Here is a 17,730-nt window from a genome sequence, read left to right as displayed (position 1 = left end):
ATTCATAGAAATTTGTGACCAGCAATGGCGGAACCAAATGCTTTCATGTGCGAGCGTTCAGCCCTCTCGATCTAACTGGTCCACTTAACCCTAAGCATCGAATTCATTTCACCGACGGCTTTGCCTCAGCCAAAAGACCTTCGATCTTCTTCCGGCCTTGCTCCGATTACGCGTAGCCCCGGGGAACCTGGTAGTTCTGCCGTAGATTGCCGAATGCCGCGACCTCTGAGCGACATGTGGGGTGACCACCATCTGGCGCATCTCGGCGACGAAGCTCGCGCTGTTAAAGTCGCGGTCCGGTGCGGGTGTCAGACAACGTGTCGATACTGGCGAATAGCGATGAAGGATGTCGACAGTAGCTCGCCATTCCGCGCAGGTGTTAGCTCGCGAAGAGTCAGCCAGGAAGACCCGGCCGGAGCGGTGCTACATCAGGCTATACCCCTTGAAGCACAGCCCAACCCCAGTGCCGGGCGATTTTTTTAATCAGCCGAGCATCGGGATCGGTCATAGAAGAATGTCACGCGTTGGAGCGTAGCTCCCCGTGGAAATCGACTTCGGCATGCGGTTGCGGCGTGTAGAGCGGCGCATCGGTTCGGGATTAGCAGTTGACTGGTCAGGGCAGGATATGGTCGGCATGCTGTTATCTGGTGGGTCGTTAGGATCGTGGTCCCATTCAGACTTCACCCTATCCTTCGGCTGGTTCCTCTTCTTCCAGCACCCTCGCAAACATGCCCTCCGATGTGGGCCGATTGTGATGGCTTCTCAGTCCAGCGGCGTCCGCATAACCCGACGGCGGACCTCGCACCGCGTATCTTGCCTACCTCCCCGGAGGAACACACAAATGGACGCGTCCCGAAAATCCTTGGCAACCAATCACGAGGGAAATCGGAAACGTACCGTTATTATGGGCTATGAAAAACAGACTTGGCGCCAAACTCTCAGAGAGCCTTGAACTTCAGCGTAGAACCATGAACTCGTCACTCTGTGAGTGGACCCCTCGAAAGAGCCCACTCACCCGACGTCTTCTGCCTTACTGGGCGCTCCAGAATCAAAGGCGACTCGCACAGGCATATTCCAAATTCTAAGCAGAACTCAATCATTGCAGTGATAGAGCTCAGAGCGACCCAGAGATACTTCCCAAGATGAAGTAGGATAATTCCAGGCCTTAATTTTCGGTTATTCTATCGAAATCCGAGAAATCCAGAGGCGCAAAATCTCCATCAAAGAAATCAAGCTTTTCAGCCTCTTCCCTGAGATGGTCAGGACGGTGACGCGCATAAACCTTTCGCGTAACAGATAAACTACTGTGACCAAGGTATGAAGAAACTTTCTCCATAGAAGATCCATTTACGACCATATGAACGGCAGCCGTGTGCCGCATGATATGTGGCGAGACATCATTCAACTTTGCATCGCGCACAACCGAAGCGAAACCTTTCTTGATACTGCCAAGGCGTTTGCCACGAAACTCAACTACGTACCTTGTAGTTGCCGTGCTCCGCCATTGCATTAAAATATTGCACAAACCATCATTCATCGGCACCTTCGCCCGAGGCTTCTTGTTTTCCAAATCAACCCGAAGGTCGATCGTCCGAGTCTCGAAATTCACACTATCCCAAGTTAGCTCCAAGATAGCGCCCACTCGCCCTGCAGTACCGAGCATCAGCGCAATCGCGACGTAGATATGTGGAATTTTCCTTGCGCTCTTCAGCAATGCGTCGATCTCGTTTAAATCGAGATACCTATCTTTAGGTTCAGCTTTCTCTGGGAGCCTGATGTAGCGGGGTTCCGGTATCGCTCTGAGCTCCTTGTGCGCCCAGTTAAGTACTGACTTTATGAGATTGACATCTTTGTACAATGTAGCCCTGGAAGGAGCCCTTCCGAACCGTTCATGAAACCTCTCCTTTCTCTCCTTAAGATACCCTTCGACTGCAATATTATCTATCTCCATTGGCCCGTAATTCTGGAAAAATGGCTTAACGCATTTTCCCGAGTTCTCCAAATCCTTCTCGGTAGGCCTTCCCTTTAGGTAGTCACTATACATATCCCAAAGCGCATTGAAGCTTGCGGATTGACTGTTATCTCTTACTCTACTTTCGTAGAGCCTTTTTGCCTCCAAGAGCGCGTCCTGTCGACGCGTCGCATTCAAGCGGAATCGGCGGCGCTTCTTGGGCGCCCCCTCCCTTTGCGTCTCATACCACGTTACTACGTAGCGTCCCTTGAGCCTGCCAACCTCGTAGTGGGTGGAAATCATTTCTCGAACTCCTCAATCTCACAAAGAGAAATGCGGGCATTTCTCTCCCCCAGCCTGAAAGCACGTAGCTCGTTTCGGCGGATGATTTTTCTTATCGTATTCGGCGAGCAGCCCCAACGGAGCGCCAGACCACCGATACTCAGACCCTGATCATATTTCATATGTTCGCCTGCGCCATATTACTTAGAACCCGAAATTTTCATGCTGTCCCTCCAATGTTCTTCAGCGCCCCTTTCAAAGAGATCAATTTCCGACTCTCGAAATCTGTAAAGACGCCCGACACGGAAATGCCGCAAGCATCCTTGCTGTGCTACATTTCGAACAGCATTCACTGAACACCCCCACCTTTCGGCAACCTGACAAACAGTAAGAATCTTGCTCATATTATTCCTCACATTACGGGAGACACCCGGGCGCCGCCATGGCGCGACAAGAAACTATCCAACGTCGAGATATTTCTTAATCTCACAAACAATATTAGCCACTTCTTCGAAACCAGAATAGTGAGTTGCGAATTTTTTCAAAAATTTGAGCCAGCCCCTTTGAAATGGTCCACCAACGAAGCCTGAAATCCGATAGGATTTCGGCGAACAGGAGGACTACGGAATGGCTGGAAGGCGTGAGAAGCCGGAAGACATTGTCACCAAGCTGCGCCAAGTCGAGGTGTTGCACGGCCAGGGCCTGTCGATGGCCGATGCGGTGCGCCAGATCGGGATATCGCAGCATACCTTTTACCGGTGGCGGAAGCAGTATGGTGGGATGAACCGGGCTCAGTTGTCGCGGCTGAAGGACCTTGAGAAGGAGAACCTGAGGCTGCGGCGGGCGGTGTCCGACTTGACGCTCGAGAAGCTGATCCTGACCGAGGCTGCACAGGGAAACTTCTGAGCCCTTCGCGCCGCCGCGAGTGCGTGGAGCATGTGTGCAAGACACTCGGCATCTCCGAACGCCGGGCCTGCCGGGTGCTCGGTCAGCACCGCTCCACGCAGCGCAAGCCACCACAGGGCCGGGAAGATGAGGCGCGGCTGGTCTTGCTGACCTCATCTTATGCTGCGCGGCGAGATCGCCTCACCGACGACGGCGATCGGGACTTCTATTTCAATACTCAAAAGGTCGGATGACTTGGTGACTCAATTGTGAGGCCTTGCTACGCTCAATCTGAACGGCGCACAATTTTGGTGGCTCGATGAATTTTTTCGAATATGTTCTTGGTGTTGCTGCTGCAGGTTTGCTCTGCGCTCCCCTACCACGCCAGGCCGATGCGGCCTCTCCATATTGGATCCGCGACGCGCAGGTTTCGCCAGATGGCGCGTCTATTGCTTTCACTTACCGCGGCCAAATCTGGATCGTCCCAAGCGAAGGCGGCGATGCCTTCCCGCTGACTGAGCGCCAATTTAGAAGCACTGCGCCTGTCTGGTCTCCCGATAGCAGCCATATTGCCTTCGCCTCGGACAGGTTCAATGTGTCCGACGTCTTCGTCATGCCCGTCGACGGTGGTGAGATCACGCGGCTCACGCATCACTCGGCGCCGGAAACGCCGCTCGCCTTTTCGGCGGACGGGGAAGAGGTCTTTTTCGGTGCAGCGCGGCAGGGGACGCCGGAAGCGGACTATCTCGACGGGCTCAGTCAATCGGTGGGCGTGCTCATGAAGGTCGCCACGTCTGGCGGTCGGGCAAGGATGGTGCTGCCTCTGCCCATAGCCCAGGCCGACCTTAGCCCGGACGGGCGCACGCTGGCCTATGTCGAGCGCAAGACGGTCGAGAACTTCTGGCGCAAGGGCGAGATTTCGGACAGCACTCCCGACATCTGGCTCTACGATTTCGAGAGCGGAAGCCACGAAAAACTGACAACCTATCGCGGCGTCGACCGTAGCCCGGCCTTCGCTCCGGATGGGCAGAGCCTCTACTGGACCACCGAGATGCCGCAGACCGGCACCGAGGACCCGAACGCCGCGCCGGACACCTTCAACGTCTGGCGCATGCCGCTGGATGGCGGTGTGCCGGAACAAGTGACCTCGCATAACACAATGCCGGTGCGCTTCGCCTCCGTCGCGGATAACGGCACGCTGGTCTACACGTGGGACACGCAACTCTGGCGGCTTGACCCCGGTGCGCAAGAGCCGGTGCAGGTGCCGGTCAATATCCGTCAGGGCACGCTCTATACTGGCGAGGTCTACAGCGATCTGGCCGGTCAGGTCTCTGAGGCCGTCACCTCGCCCGACGGGACGGAGATCGCGCTGATCGCCCGCGGCGAGGTCTTCGTCGCCTCGCCCGAGACGGGTGAGCTCCGCCGCATCACCGACACGCCGCAGGCGGAGCGTTCCGTGAGCTACGCGCCGGATGGCAAGCGGCTGCTCTACGCCGCCGAGCGCGAGGGCGACTGGGATATCTACGAGACCAAGCTGGGCGACGAGGACACGGGCTTCCTGACGGCGCTGGCGATGTCGGAACGGCGCGTGATCGACACGCAGAGCGACGCATTGCAGCCAGCCTATGCGCCCGATGGACGGCGCATCGCCTACCGCGACGACCGCAACGCAATCCGCATCTTCGACCCGGGCACCGGGACCAGCACGGAAATCCTGCCCGACAGTGCCAGCTACTTCTACAGCGTCGACCAGTTCGATTTCGAATGGTCCCCGGACGGGAAGTATATTCTGACCACGACCGGCTTCATCTCGACCAATACCGAGATCGAGATGATCGAGACGACGGGCGCGCACCGTCGCTACAACCTCAGTGACAGTGGTTTCGGCGATGACGAGGCAGGGTTCAGCCCCGATGGTAGCGTCGTCTTCTGGGTGAGCGACCGTTTCTCGCAGCGGAACCTGTCCTCCGAAGGCGCCATGGTCGATGTCATGGCGACTTGGCTCACGGCGGACGTCTATCTTGCCCGCGAATTGGGCGAGGCAACGGCTGCGGACGCGGGGACGGAACCGGACTTCGATGGCGTGCCCTACCGCACGTCGCGCATCACAGACAGCCCTGTCTTGCCGATCCTGACCCGCATGACCGCCGACAACAGTGGACTGCTCCTGGTCACCCTGCAGGTTACATCCGGCATGATTGAGGCCGAGCTAATCGACCTTGCTACCGGTCGGCCGCGACAGGTCTTTGCCAAGCCGGGCACCGGCATCGAGCAGATCATCGCGAGCAAGGACGCCTCGACCCTCTTCCTGATCAAGGCCGGGTCCATCGAGACCGTGCAGGTCGCCAGCGGTGCAAGTACCCAAACGCCGTTTCAATTGCGCGCCAGCTTCGATCCGGTCGCCGAGATGAAATACATCTTCGATCACCACTGGCGCTTCGTGCAGTCGAAATTCTACGATCCCGCGCTGCATGGCGTCGACTGGACAGCGATGCGGGGCGCCTATGCGAAGTACCTGCCGCACATCACCCATTGGGAAGATTTCGTCACCTTGATGAACGAATTCCAGGGAGAGCTGAACGCCTCCCACATGACGGCGCGCTTCGTGCAGGATAACCCAGGATGGGATAGCACAGCGGAACTTGGCCTCTATTACGAAACGGATCACGTGGGCGCGGGTGTGAAAATTGCGGCGACGCTGCCCGGCGGACCGGCAGCACTGGCAGGCGGACCGCTTGGGACTGGCGCGGTGATCCTCGCGGTGGATGGGGCCTGGATCGGCCCCGAGGATGACATCTATCCGCTCCTGAACCGCATGGCGGGGCGCAAGCTGCGTCTCACCGTTGCCCCGGCGGATGGGGGTGCAACTGTCGACGTCACCCTACGAGCAGCCCCTCCGGGCAGCGACGGAGAGCTGGCCTACCATGCCTGGGTCGAGAAGCGGCGGGCCATGGTGCTGGAACTCTCGGGCGGGCGCCTCGGCTATACCCATGTGCGGCGCATGATGGATGACTCCTACCGGCAGGTCTATTCCGACCTGATGGGGCGCGACCGTGACAAGGAAGGTGCCATCGTCGACACCCGTTTCAATTTCGGCGGCAACCTGCATGACCAGTTGAGCGCGTTCCTCACGGGTGAACGCCATTCGGGAATGGTGACCCGCAACGGCGTCGATCTGGGGACGACGCCCTATCTTCGTTGGGCAAAGCCGAGCGCGCTTCTGATGAACACCTGGAATTACTCGGATGCGTCGGTTTTTCCCTACTATTATATCCGCGAGGGAATGGGGCCTGCGGTCGGCGACCGCGTGCCGGGCACCGGGACAGCGGTGCTGCGCCCCGATCAGCTTGATACGCGGGTCGTTCTTGGAGTGCCCCAGCTGGGCTTCCGGACGATTGAGGGAGATTTCTTCGAGAACCGGGAAATTGTCCCGGACGAGGTCGTCCATACCCCGCCGGAGGCGATGCTGAGCGGTCGCGATCCTCAGCTTGAGGCAGCTGTGGCTGCACTGTTGCGGGAGCTGGGCGAATGACGCCCCACCGACGGAGGATAGGACGATGATGGCACGAACCCTGTGCAATCTTGCTCTTGGCTTGATGGCGGCGCTTGCGGGACCAGTCGCCGCTCAGGACACCCGCAGCGTCGAGGTGCGCTTCGCGCCAGGGACGACGGGTGCGACCTATAGCGGCGAGATCAGCGGCTACGCAGCGGTCGACTATTACCTGCAAGCTGGGGCGGGTCAGGCCATGCAGGTCGAGCTGCAGACGTCCAACCTGTCGAACTACTTCAACGTCTGGGCTCCGGGGGCGGATGCTGCGATGTTCACTGGCGCAAGTTCCGGCGACCGTTTTTCCGGGCAACTGCCTGTGAACGGGCGCTATCGCATTCAGGTCTTCCTGATGCGCAATGCCGCCCGCCGGGAGGAAACCGCGCGCTACAGCCTCGACATCTCGATCACCGATGGCGCGGGCGCGACTCCTACCGACTTTGCCGACGGCCTTGCAGGAGGTCCGGACTGGTACGTCGTCAGTGATCTTCCACCGCAGGACAGCCTGAACGTGCGGGCTGGGCCGGGGACCGGACATGTCGTCGTGGGAACCGTGTCCAACGGCGCCGAGCTACGCAACCTCGGGTGCCAACGCACTGACAGCTCGCGCTGGTGCCAGATCGAGAATGCTGCGGGCAGTCTGCGCGGATGGGTGAACGGGCGATACCTGCGTGAGAGCGCAGCTCCCGCAACCCCCGGCGGCGCGACTGGGGCTCCGCCGGAACTGCTGCACCGGGACAGTGGAGAGTTTGAGGTTCGTTTCGACACCGGCTGCACCCTGCTGTTCGCCCCCGCCGGCAGCCTGATCACCGCCGGCTCCAGCTGCTCGGCAGAGCAATCCATTCACGCAAGCAAGGCGGTCGACGCCTATCGCCGCGAGCAGGGCTTGTGACTGTTCCCCGGCTGGGAGGTCGCCGTAGCTGCTGGTGGCGCGCATGCCCCTGACCGAGGCCCCCTCAGGGTCGAAGACCTCCGCGTCAGGGCTGACTATCCTGCTGGTGGGATGGGTAACGGTCACGATCTTCGGGGCGAAGGTGTTCCACCCGAGCCCGCAGCCGCTGCAGGATCTGCTGACCAGCACCCTCGCTTGGCAGGTGCTTCTTGCCGGGGTCCTGCTGACCGCCGTCATCACATGGGGGCCCGGATGGCAGGAGGTGGGCTTCAGACGCCCGCGCAGGCGCGATCTCCCGCTGCTTTGGTTCCCAGTCCTCGTGCTTGCCGTGATCCTCGGCCTCGCGGCGCTTATGGGGCTGCCTCCTGCAGGAGTTACGCTGCTCGTTCTCGCGAACACGCTTCTGGTGGGGTTCTCGGAGGAAGCGATGTTTCGGGGGCTGCTGTTCCATGGCCTGCGCGCGAGAGTTTCCATCTGGCCAGCCATCCTTTGGACATCGGGGCTTTTCGGCGCCGTTCACCTATTGAATGGCTTTGTCACGGGAGACTTCGGTCCCGCTTTGGTTCAAGCAGCGATGGCCGCTTGCACGGGCCTTTTTTCTAATGGCGATTTTCCTGCGCACCGGATCGCTCTGGGTTTCCGTCATCTACCACGCGCTTTGGGACTTCGCGATTTTCATGATCGGCCTCGCGTCGCAGCAGGCCATGGAGCAGCAACAGGCTCTCGAGGAGGCAGGCAAAGGCCAGCAGATGCTGGTGCCCCTCCTGCTGATATTGCCGAACGTTCTCTATGGAGCGTGGCTCCTTAGAAAAGTCAGAGCCACAACCGCACATAGGTGAGTGGCATCTTCGAGCGCGGTTTCCATCCCCCGGGCGAGGGGAATGCCGGCGAGTTCGAAGCGTTTGCATTTCAGCCGATTGCATCTCGCGAACCAGACCACCGATTTCGGCCTCAAAGTCAGCAATAAGCGTCGTGCTGCGACAAGATCGAATGTCGTGTTCGCGCTTAACCGGTCATGCGGCGCTGCGGCGAGCCCTACACCTGGCGGGGAGCGCGGCCCGTCATTCCCGGCCCTAACCCGACCTTGGGGCTGGCCGACCTCGCTGCGGCGCAGCTCCACCGAGCCGGTCGTTTATGCAGACCGCAGCATTTCCGACGATCCGAGGCCGGCATTGCGGACGTTTAAGACATTGATTTCTGAGCTGAGTGCTTGGTTGGAAGCCTGCGATCCAACTTCGAAGCTTCCAACGCGCGAGAAATTTGACATGGATCACGACCGCCACAAACCAAACAATATTACCATCATCGTCAGGGAGTTTGTAATCGGAGGGATTTCAGAATGAGAATTACTTCGAAAGCCTTGATGGATTTTGTGCCCATTGGTTCGGTTAGCATCGCCGCAGGTATGATGTTCGCTATCGCGGCTTCTGCGCAGCAATACGACCTTGTCGTCAATGGTGGTCGAGTCATGGACCCTGAGACTATGTATGATGCTGTCGCCAATGTTGGGATCAAGGATGGTCGCATCGCGGCGATAACCAAGGTTGCGATTACCGGAGCGGAAACCATTGACGCGACCGGCCTTGTAGTCGCGCCCGGTTTCATCGACACGCATTTTCATGCGGTCGATCTGTTCGCCACCAAAATGGCACTGCGCGACGGTGTGACGACCGGGATGGACCTGGAACTTGGCGCACTGAACGTCGGCGACTGGTACGACACGAAGGCAAAGGAAGGTTGGCAGGTCAATTACGGCACGACGGCAAGCACCTTGCTCGCGCGCATGGTCGTCCATGACCCTGAAGGCAATTTTGACGAAACGGTCGATATGTCCAACATCTCTAACTACGTCAACGAGACGGCGAGAGACGGGACGCAGGGTTGGTCCGTGACTCGCAGCAATATCGACCAGATGAATGCGGTCATGAAGATCGTGGACGATGATCTACGCGCGGGCGCGGTCGGCGTCGGAATTAATCTCGCCTACATGGCGACCGGGGCAACAAGCTACGAAGTGTTCGAGATGCAGCGCACTGCCGCCCGATATGGCCGGCTCGCCTCAGTCCATACGCGATACCACCTGAGCGCGGAGACGCCGACCGAAGCGCCAATCGCTTTCGACGAGGTCTTCACAAATGCGTATCTCCTGGATGCACCGTTGCTGGTGGCTCATGACAATGACTACGGCTGGTGGGAGATCGAAGAAAAACTCCAGATGGCCCGCGCCAAGGGCCTCAACATGTGGGGCGAGTACTATCCCTATGACGCTGGGTCGACCGGGGTCGGCGCTGACTTCTTCAAGCCTGAACTGTGGATCGACAAATACGGCTACCAGTACGAGGACACGCTGTTTGATCCCCTGCAGAACAAATTCCTCACGAGGGAGGAATACGAGGCCCTCGTGCAAAATGATCCCGGCCAGTCCGTCGTCGTCTTCCTGCCTCCGCGCCAGAAATGGATGGCCTATTGGCTGACGGTTCCTCATATGACGGTTGCGAGCGACGCCATGCCCGGTGTCGGACGGGAAGGCGCGTTGCTGGCCTGGGAGGCTGATTATCCGGAATATGCCGGTCACCCGCGTACGCCCGGCGCCTACGCCAAAACTCTCCGCATGGGCCGCGAGCAGGGTGTGCCGCTGATGTTCACCCTGTCGCAGGTCAGCTATTGGACAGCGCTGCACCTCGGCGATGCCGGGCTTCAGGACATGCAGGATCGCGGGCGGGTCCAGGTCGGCAAGGTTGCTGACTTGACTCTATTTAACCCCGAAACTGTTACCGACAACGCCACCTATAAGTCCGGTGAAAACGGACTGCCCTCGACCGGTATTCCCTACGTAATCGTCAATGGATCGCTGGTCGTACGCGATTCCGAGGTTCTCGATATTAGGTCGGGTCAGCCTATCCGCTATCCGGTAGAAGAAACAGGTCGTTTCGAGTCGGTCAGTATTGGAAATTGGATTGACGATCGGACAATACTTTCGTCACCTTATCCAAAATTGCCCGACGACACGGGCGCAGGCTCGGAACTGGCACACGAATGACATAATCGCGCGAATTGGCCTACATGCCGGCGGTTCCAATCCGGGGCTGATTGCTTGGGAAATCGGCGATGCAAATCATCGGCTGCAGGCAATGCCGGTGGGGCGCATCCATGCAATATTGGCCCGTCGTTCGAATTTTGGTTTCGCAACTTCCATTTGATGCCCTGAACGGACATTCGCTGTCCTGATGGTTGCCGCGGTGCAGCTTCACCAGACCGGACATTCGTCCATTGCGCCGCATTTTCGGAGGATGAAGGTCGGCAGCGCGGACCTTTCTGCCATTCGCCGCGCTGCGGCGAACCTTTGTGACGGAGCCCTCCCTTCTGGCTAAGCGTCCCGCGCCGGCCAGAGCCGGCGCGGGGTCTGTTATCATTGCTGTTCCATCTCGGTGACGGTCAGCTTGCCGTTGACGCGGTCGGCGCTGAATCGGATTTCAGTGCCTTCCGCCAGCCCTTCCAACATGGCGGCATCCGCAACGACGAATACCATCTTCATCGCGGGCATATCGAGGTTTTCCAGCGGGCCGTGATCGATGGTCACCTTGTTCCACTTGGTGTCCACCTTGGTCACCGTGCCGGTGCTCATGCCATCGTCGCTCTGGGCGAAAACCGCCGTCGCAGAGACGACGAGTGCAGTTGCAATCGAAAGAAGTTTCATGGGAAGTCTCCGCTTGGATCAGTTGACAGTGATTGGGCCGTGCATGCCGGCCTCGTAATGGCCGGGAAGAAGGCATGCGAATTCGAAGGTGCCGGGTTCGCCGAAGGTCCAGAGTATCTCTGCCTCCTGACCCGGCTCGAGGCGGACGGAGTTGGGATCGTCGTGTTCCATTTCCGGGAACTTCGCCATCAGTTCCTTGTGCTCGGCATTGGCTGCGGCGGTGTCCATGACGAACTCGTGGACTTCTTCGCCGGCGTTGATGATGTGCAGACGCACGGTCTCGCCAGCAGCAAAGTCGAGTTCCTTCTTGTCGAAGACGTAGACGGAGTCCGCGTCGTAGTCCTCGTTCATCACGATCTCGACCGTGCGCGTGGGCTCGCCTTGGGCGGTCGAGCCAAGCGCCATGGCATGGCCCTTCATCGGGCCATGATCGTCGGCGTGACCACCGGCGTGCTGCCCGGCAGCCGATGCGAAAGTGGGCGCGATCAGGGTCGCGAGAGTGAGTAGTGCTTTCTTCATGAGCTTTGGTCCTCCTTTGCTCGAATAGGTCAGCCCTGCCTCACACCGCCGCGCGGCGTGAGAAGGGTTTTGGGGCTGGTGTTGGATGCGTGGTCCGGAAGTTCGCCGGTCCATTCGTAGGCCTGCGTGCCGGGGGGGATTCTCGTACCAGCCGGGATCGCTGTAATCGCCTGCCTCGATCCCCTCGCGCACCTTCATCACGGTAAACATGCCGCCCATCTCAAGCGGCCCGTGAGGTCCCCAACCAGTCATCATCGGGATGGTGTTTTCGGGAATTTCCATGGACATTTCGCCCATGTCCGCCATGCCCGCAGTACCCATCGGCATGTAACCGGGCTGCTGGCGACGCACCATTTCCGTCAGTCGTCGCTTGTCGGCGCCGATGACGTTCGGAAGCTCATGGCCCATCGCGTTCATCGTGTGGTGCGACTTGTGGCAATGCAGTGCCCAATCCCCCTCATGCACGGCGTCGAACTCATAGGCGCGCATGGCGCCGACGGGGATGTCGATGGTCACCTCGGGCCAGCGGGCTTCGGGGCGTACCCAACCGCCATCCGTACAGGTGACTTCGAAATCGTAGCCGTGCATGTGGACCGGGTGATTGGTCATCGTGAGGTTCCCCACGCGCACGCGCACCCTGTCGCCTTTCGCCGCCACCAGCGGGTCGATGTCGGGGAAAATCCGGCTGTTGAAAGTCCAGAGATTGAAATCCGTCATCTCGGCTACACGCGGGATATAGGTCCCGGGGTCGATGTCGTAGGCCGCCAGAAGGAAGGCAAAATCCCTGTCGACAGGCATGAACTCGGGATCGCGCGGGTGGACGATGAAGAGCCCCATCATCCCCATCGCCATCTGCACCATCTCGTCGGCGTGAGGGTGGTACATGAAGGTGCCGGATTTCGTGAGATCGAACTCGTAGACGAAGGTCTTGCCCGGCGGAATCCCAGGGTGGCTGAGACCGCCCACACCATCCATGCCGGATGGCAGGATCAGCCCGTGCCAATGGACCGAGGTGTGCTCGGGCAACCGGTTGGTCACGTAGATGCGGACCCGCTCGCCCTCCACCGCCTCGATCGTGGGGCCAGTGGACTGACCGTTGTAACCCCAGAGACGCGCGATCATCCCGTCGGCCATGATGCGTTCGACCGGTTCGGCAACCAGATGGAATTCCTTGACGTTGCCGTTCATGCGGAAAGGCAAGGACCAGCCATTTAGGGTGACAACCGGATTGTAGTCCGGTCCGACACCCGGACGCTCTGGCACCTGAGTATAGGGGCTCTCGGTGCTCGCCGCCTCGGGCAGATCGCGAAAGCGGGTTTGGGCCATAGCTGCCGAGGCGAGGGTCGCCCCCGCGCCGATGCCGGCCCCCAGAAGTTGTCTGCGGTTCATCATTCTTCGTCCTCCTCTTCGGAGGATGCGCCGACGTCGCCCCCCCCAGATCGCGGCGGTGACATCAGTTTCGGCGAGCCAGTAGTCGCGCTTGGCCTCTGCGGTGGAAAGACGCGCATCAAGCCCCTCACGCGCGTCTTCGAGCAGCTCGAAGGTCGAGGTCAGCATGCCGTTGTAGGACAGCAGGGCCTCTTCATCGATCTGCCTGCGGAGCGGCATGACCTCGTCCCGCCAATGGCGCGCGACGGCGTGGCGTCCGGTGACCGCGCGGTAGGCCATGCGCGCCTCGGCACGCGCATCGACAGCGGTCTGCGCAAGCATGCTGGCAGCCTGCAGGTAAGCCATCTGGCCGCGCTTCGAGACAAGACCTGCGGTATCATAGAGTGGGATCTCGAAGTCCACTTCCAGCACTGGGCTTCTTTCGGTCTCGTCGTCCGCGCGTTCGAGCTCGAGCCCGGCCGCAAGCGCGACATCGGAAATCATCCGCGTCTCGCCGCTCAGCTTGTAGTCGAGCGCAACGGCCTGCAGTTCGAGCTTGCCCGCCGCCAGATCAACGCGGTTCGCCAAGGCCATGCGTTCGATATCCGCCGAAGCACGGGGCCGGCCCGGCAGGGACGGCAGGGCGTCGGGCACATAGAAAGTCGTGCCGCTGCCCCAGAGCCCCATAAGCCGCATGAGACGGTCCTTGGCGAGTTGTGCCTCGAGCCTGGCGGCGCTGCGCTCGCCCGCGAGTTCGGCGGTAAAGGCATGTTCGCGTGCCTGATCCGCCTTGCTCATCGCGCCAGTCCGGCCGAGTTGCGCGGCCAGCTCCGACCCGGCATCTGCGGTACCTTGCGCCTGTCCGATCAGAGCGGCGGCTTCGAAAGCCCCCACCGCTTCTATCCAGGCACGCCGGGTCTCAATGGCGAGCGCGATGGTTTCGGAAAGCGCCGCGAGCTCTGCCTGTCGGAAACGGATCGCAGCGATCTCGGTCCGGGAGCGTGTAGTCGCGAGGTCGAGCAACGAGTTGATCAGCGTCGCTTCGAGAGACCGGGTCACATCGCCGGCCAACCCCGACACCGACACGCCCACCGAGGGGACCGGGCCCATCGCCGCTTCCCAGAGCTCGGCGGAAGAAAGACCAAGATCAGCGAAGTTGGCCTGCAGTGCCCGATTGTTGATGAGTGCCACCTGTACTGCGGTGTCCGCGCTGATCGTCTTGCCGTTGATCAGTGCATGGACGCGCGACGCGTTTGCCTCGATCTCGGCGGCAGAGAGGTGCCATGCGGGAGCCGAGCCCAGAGCCTTGCGGCTCCCAGCCTCTACAGAGGCAAAACCTGCACGGGGCGCGCTGGAACTTTGTCTCAGGGCTGCGTCACCGCATGCCGCGAGAAGGAGGACAGCTCCAAGAGCCGGAAGTGTCGCGCGCCTCATCGGCTTTCCTCCGACTGGGCGTCATTCAGGGCGCGCCAGTCGCCGGGCTCTTCGATGGCATGACGTGTGTAGGTGACAGTCGGACCCGCCTCGGCGAGTGCGGTCATGCCGGAATTGGTCGCCGCGACGAGCGTCGGCGAGGCATCAAGCTCGGCCACGGACGCGCAGCCCGCAGCGAGCAGCGGCAAGAAAGCCGCATGCAGAATTTTCATGGGATAGGTCCCGCGTTCAGAACATCTTCATTGCGCGGCCCAAGAGAGCCGCGGTGTCAGAAAGGATGTTCAGGCGCGAGGAGGTCGCCGCAGCCCATCGGGGCTGGCGAGGGGCACAAGCGAGGATGCAAAGGGCTCTCTGGCCAAGCGCGTCTCGACCAAGCTGTCCGAAGGGGCGTAAGAGCTCACCGAGATGCCAAAAATGCACGCATGGCTCGAACAGTGCTCGGCCTGATGAGGCGTCGAAGACGCCACATCGTCATGCACCTCGTGGGGAATCTGTGCATGATGTTCTGCGTGAGGCTGAGCGTTATCAGGCGCCGACGGCGTCTCAGACTCGCAGGAGATCATGGTCGCCGCATTTGCCGGACCGAGAGTCATGCCGACCGTGATGAGCATCACGGAGCAAAAGATCACAATGGCTCGAATCTTTTCCAGCATGGGCAAGAGTTACGCATCCAGACGCTCTCGGAGCAAGTGCTTCGCGCGGACGGGGTGAAACACGTTTCTGTCAGGCAATTTTCTGCCGCCCGGATGGCGGATCGGGCCGTCTTTCATCGCGTATGAGCCGAAGTTGTGGGCAGCCCCTGCGTAAGAGAAGATGTGCTTCTCGTCTTGCGGGCGCGCCGAGCATTCTCGCCAGGCAAGGGAACCGCGAAGACAACTGAGTCCAGAAATTTTACCCGCTGCAGGACCAAAAACCGCGGTAGATTGCTTCCGGGCCGGGATCGAGCCTGAAAGTCAACTTGCTGTCCGAACGCAGTGCATCCACCTGCTCGACCGCCATCTCGAGCCCCTCGGTGCTGTAGGACCGCTCGGCGTCGCCTGCATTCAACGAAAGGATGATGCCGTTGAGTTTGGTGACGGCTGCGCTGCCATCGGCGGCCGCGATCAGCACTGGGTCTTCGGTGCGGGTGCGGCGGAAGGCGCAGGTCTCGCCCTCGGGCATCGCCTTACCGGCCTCTTCGGGGGTCAGCGGTGCCGGATCGAGAGTCGATAGAAGCGTGTTGCTGAGCGCATCCTGCAGAGTGCCCTGCCGCGCGGGCGGGTCCTCGTAGATCTCGCGCACCACGTTTCCGGCGGAGACATCGGCAATCAGCGCGCGCATTTCAGCGATCTCCTTCTTCTGGGCCGTGGCAATGCCGTCGGCGAGTTTGCGCACCCTTGCGTCCTCGATGCCGGCCCGCTCGGAGGTCATGATGGCGATCGAATGGTGGGGGATCATGGCCCGCATGTAGCTTGCGCCGTTCACGGTCACCTGGCTGCGCACAAGCCAGAGCGCGCCGGCGAAGACGACGATGCTGCCCGCGAAGATGGCGATATTCACCGCCCGACTGGGATACATCGCGGCCATGAAGGCGAGCATGACGAAGGCCATGGTCGCGCCCATGACGATCGCCATGTAGACACGGGTCTCGCTGAAGAAGACATGCTCGAACGCGTAGGTGTTGAGATACATCAGCCCGAACATGATCACCGTCGAGGCGAGGATCATGAGGGCGAAGCGGGAATAGGTCATCGGCTCCTCCATGCTTGTCGCTCTCAGGCTCAACGGCCTTCCAGCGCTGGAGGGTTCCCGAAAAAGTGAACTCGCATGCATGGGGGGGTGAAGGAGTGGGCAGCCAGTTTGCGGCACACGCAGGCAACGCCGGCACGAAAGGCATTCTGAAATTGATGCCATCGGTGTTCGTCGAGAGGGCCGGGAGCAGTCTGCTCGAATGTTCCGCCGTTCGCCGTGGCGGGCAGACGCGCGTTTCACCGGCGCCCGCCCGTCTTCGCACAACACCGGCAACGGACCCATAAACTCCCCGAAATGGGAGGACCTGTCGCCTCCCGCGTAAAAGTCAGCCAGCCCAGCCACCTATCTGGGCCAGCAGCTTTTCAGGGGCAAAACAGCCTGAAGTCAGTTGTCTTGGCTCCCACCCCAGAACCGGCGCATGCGCTCCATCATATGGCCGGGCGCGGCCATCTCGTCCGTGCTCAACGAACCACTCCCGTCTTCGTCGAGAGCCTGAAATCTGTCACTAAGAACGGGCCGAACCATGATGATGTGGAGCTGTTCGAACTCTTCTGCTGAAAGCACGCCATCGCCGTCGGAGTCTGCGTCCGCAAAATTGCTCTCCATGCTTTGGAACATCTGTCCCAAGTCCATGTAGCCCTGCCCATCCCGAAATTGGCCGGGGTGCATCATCTCGTTCATCATGCCGCGGTCCATGTAGCTTGAACCGGGAAACATCGGGGGCTGGCCATTCATCATCCCGGGTCCGAAATTTCCATAATTCTGCTGAGGTGAGCGCTGCGGATACATGGGACGTTGTCCGCCCATCATCTCAGCCGGGCTGCCTTGACCCTGCATCATGCCCTGTCCATAGCCGCCCTGTGGCATCTGCCTCTGCAACATGCCCTGGCCGTGACCATAGCCACCTCCGCCATACCCTCCGGAAGGGTTGCCCATCATGCCCTGGCCACCCCATCCCTGACCCTCTTCGTGAGCCCAAACAGCTCCCGCAAGGGCGACGGTGGATGCGAATAGGAGCGCCGGAAATGTGCTGAGTTTCATTTTCATTCTCCTCGGCGGCGCAGTGAAGGCCGCTCTGATGTCATGTCTCCCCAGGCATTGATCCGCCGGGAGGCCAAGCATGCGGGATTCCAGCGCTGGAAGGTCCATGATCTGGATCAATCGGGCGCCGCCTTGTTTGACACTGAAGCGGAGTATCGTGAGCGCGACGCTCCGTAAGTCAGGGCAACCGGGGACCGGCGAGGGTCGGTGCTGGAAGAAGTTTCGGCGCCGTGTCACTTGCCGAGCCGAGCGGGAATATGCGGAGCAAGCTCGCCATCCGGAGAAACGACATTGGCATGTGAGCGGTTTGACTGGCGGCTTCGGGCACTAAAGCCCTTTGACCTTGGGCACTCGCAACGCCCGAGCGGGTTGCCTTCGGACGG

12 protein-coding genes and 3 pseudogenes are annotated in these 17,730 nt (G+C 60.3%); 7 read left to right on the top strand and 8 right to left on the bottom strand.

Translation table 11 applies throughout. The features are described 5' to 3' along the window. Positions 1–103: 103 nt before the first annotated feature. The 3 genes and pseudogenes from CLG85_RS17975 to CLG85_RS27800 all read right to left on the bottom strand — a co-directional run. Positions 104–708: pseudogene (locus tag CLG85_RS17975) on the bottom strand (IS5/IS1182 family transposase); the annotation flags it as partial. A 457-nt stretch (positions 709–1,165) separates the two neighbouring features. Then, positions 1,166–2,254 (bottom strand): tyrosine-type recombinase/integrase, encoded by a 1,089-nt coding sequence (locus CLG85_RS17970; RefSeq protein ID WP_095880607.1) that lies wholly within the window; start codon positions 2,252–2,254, stop codon positions 1,166–1,168. A 179-nt stretch (positions 2,255–2,433) separates the two neighbouring features. Next, positions 2,434–2,637 carry a helix-turn-helix domain-containing protein gene (locus CLG85_RS27800; protein WP_095880606.1) on the bottom strand — a complete coding sequence of 68 codons (204 nt, stop codon included), beginning with the start codon at positions 2,635–2,637 and terminating at the stop codon, positions 2,434–2,436. A 223-nt stretch (positions 2,638–2,860) separates the two neighbouring features. On the opposite strand from CLG85_RS27800, the pseudogene CLG85_RS17965 reads away from it, so the two are divergent. From CLG85_RS17965 to CLG85_RS17940, 7 genes and pseudogenes are all read left to right on the top strand, one after another. Beyond that, positions 2,861–3,279: pseudogene (locus tag CLG85_RS17965) on the top strand (transposase); the annotation flags it as partial. Positions 3,280–3,437: 158 nt separating this feature from the next. Continuing rightward, positions 3,438–6,650 (top strand): S41 family peptidase, encoded by a 3,213-nt coding sequence (locus CLG85_RS17960; protein WP_095880605.1) that lies wholly within the window; start codon positions 3,438–3,440, stop codon positions 6,648–6,650. Between the two features lie 25 nt (positions 6,651–6,675). Continuing rightward, positions 6,676–7,557, top strand: a complete 882-nt coding sequence (locus CLG85_RS17955) for an SH3 domain-containing protein (protein WP_095880604.1) — start codon at positions 6,676–6,678, stop codon at positions 7,555–7,557. Positions 7,558–7,600: 43 nt separating this feature from the next. Further along, positions 7,601–8,128, top strand: a pseudogene (locus CLG85_RS17950) (CPBP family intramembrane glutamic endopeptidase); the annotation flags it as partial. After that, positions 8,085–8,396 (top strand): CPBP family glutamic-type intramembrane protease, encoded by a 312-nt coding sequence (locus tag CLG85_RS27795; RefSeq protein WP_375796937.1) that lies wholly within the window; start codon positions 8,085–8,087, stop codon positions 8,394–8,396. The pseudogene CLG85_RS17950 and the gene CLG85_RS27795, both read left to right, overlap by 44 nt. A gap of 42 nt (positions 8,397–8,438) precedes the next feature. Further along, positions 8,439–8,900, top strand: a complete 462-nt coding sequence (locus tag CLG85_RS17945) for a hypothetical protein (protein WP_141244416.1) — start codon at positions 8,439–8,441, stop codon at positions 8,898–8,900. Continuing rightward, the gene (locus CLG85_RS17940; protein WP_235865280.1) at positions 8,897–10,597 is read left to right on the top strand and encodes an amidohydrolase family protein; all 1,701 of its coding nucleotides are present in this window, start codon (positions 8,897–8,899) and stop codon (positions 10,595–10,597) included. Before CLG85_RS17945 ends, CLG85_RS17940 begins: the two co-directional genes overlap by 4 nt. A 369-nt stretch (positions 10,598–10,966) precedes the next feature. Here CLG85_RS17940 and CLG85_RS17935 read toward each other — a convergent pair whose 3' ends face one another. The 5 genes from CLG85_RS17935 to CLG85_RS17915 form a co-directional block, all read right to left on the bottom strand. Further along, the gene (locus CLG85_RS17935) at positions 10,967–11,254 is read right to left on the bottom strand and encodes a copper-binding protein (RefSeq protein ID WP_176476456.1); all 288 of its coding nucleotides are present in this window, start codon (positions 11,252–11,254) and stop codon (positions 10,967–10,969) included. An 18-nt stretch (positions 11,255–11,272) separates the two neighbouring features. Then, entirely contained in the window at positions 11,273–14,332 is a 3,060-nt protein-coding gene (locus CLG85_RS17930) for a multicopper oxidase domain-containing protein (protein ID WP_260349783.1), read from the bottom strand. A gap of 239 nt (positions 14,333–14,571) precedes the next feature. Then, a complete protein-coding gene (locus CLG85_RS17925; protein WP_092430903.1) occupies positions 14,572–14,787 on the bottom strand; it encodes a hypothetical protein in 216 nt (71 codons plus the stop codon). 679 nt (positions 14,788–15,466) lie between these two features. Next, positions 15,467–16,306 carry a DUF6692 family protein gene (locus CLG85_RS17920; protein WP_095880600.1) on the bottom strand — a complete coding sequence of 280 codons (840 nt, stop codon included), beginning with the start codon at positions 16,304–16,306 and terminating at the stop codon, positions 15,467–15,469. 384 nt (positions 16,307–16,690) lie between these two features. Further along, positions 16,691–17,347, bottom strand: a complete 657-nt coding sequence (locus CLG85_RS17915; protein WP_176476454.1) for an EF-hand domain-containing protein — start codon at positions 17,345–17,347, stop codon at positions 16,691–16,693. Positions 17,348–17,730: the final 383 nt, after the last annotated feature.

Source organism: Alloyangia mangrovi (assembly GCF_002300555.2).
Classification (GTDB): Bacteria; Pseudomonadota; Alphaproteobacteria; order Rhodobacterales; family Rhodobacteraceae; genus Salipiger; species Salipiger mangrovi.
The sequence above is the reverse complement of the archived record's forward strand: the minus strand, read 5'-3'. Positions and strand labels throughout refer to the sequence as shown.

Excerpts from the sequence above, each read along its gene's own strand:
- CLG85_RS17915 (WP_176476454.1), bottom strand. The coding sequence starts at position 17,347 with ATGAAACTCAGCACATTTCCGGCGCTCCTATTCGCATCCACCGTCGCC.
- CLG85_RS17960 (WP_095880605.1), top strand. The coding sequence starts at position 3,438 with ATGAATTTTTTCGAATATGTTCTTGGTGTTGCTGCTGCAGGTTTGCTC.
- CLG85_RS17920 (WP_095880600.1), bottom strand. The coding sequence starts at position 16,306 with ATGACCTATTCCCGCTTCGCCCTCATGATCCTCGCCTCGACGGTGATC.
- CLG85_RS17940 (WP_235865280.1), top strand. The coding sequence starts at position 8,897 with ATGAGAATTACTTCGAAAGCCTTGATGGATTTTGTGCCCATTGGTTCG.
- CLG85_RS17935 (WP_176476456.1), bottom strand. The coding sequence starts at position 11,254 with ATGAAACTTCTTTCGATTGCAACTGCACTCGTCGTCTCTGCGACGGCG.
- CLG85_RS17970 (WP_095880607.1), bottom strand. The coding sequence starts at position 2,254 with ATGATTTCCACCCACTACGAGGTTGGCAGGCTCAAGGGACGCTACGTA.
- CLG85_RS17925 (WP_092430903.1), bottom strand. The coding sequence starts at position 14,787 with ATGAAAATTCTGCATGCGGCTTTCTTGCCGCTGCTCGCTGCGGGCTGC.
- CLG85_RS27795 (WP_375796937.1), top strand. The coding sequence starts at position 8,085 with ATGGCTTTGTCACGGGAGACTTCGGTCCCGCTTTGGTTCAAGCAGCGA.
- CLG85_RS17955 (WP_095880604.1), top strand. The coding sequence starts at position 6,676 with ATGATGGCACGAACCCTGTGCAATCTTGCTCTTGGCTTGATGGCGGCG.
- CLG85_RS27800 (WP_095880606.1), bottom strand. The coding sequence starts at position 2,637 with ATGAGCAAGATTCTTACTGTTTGTCAGGTTGCCGAAAGGTGGGGGTGT.
- CLG85_RS17945 (WP_141244416.1), top strand. The coding sequence starts at position 8,439 with ATGCCGGCGAGTTCGAAGCGTTTGCATTTCAGCCGATTGCATCTCGCG.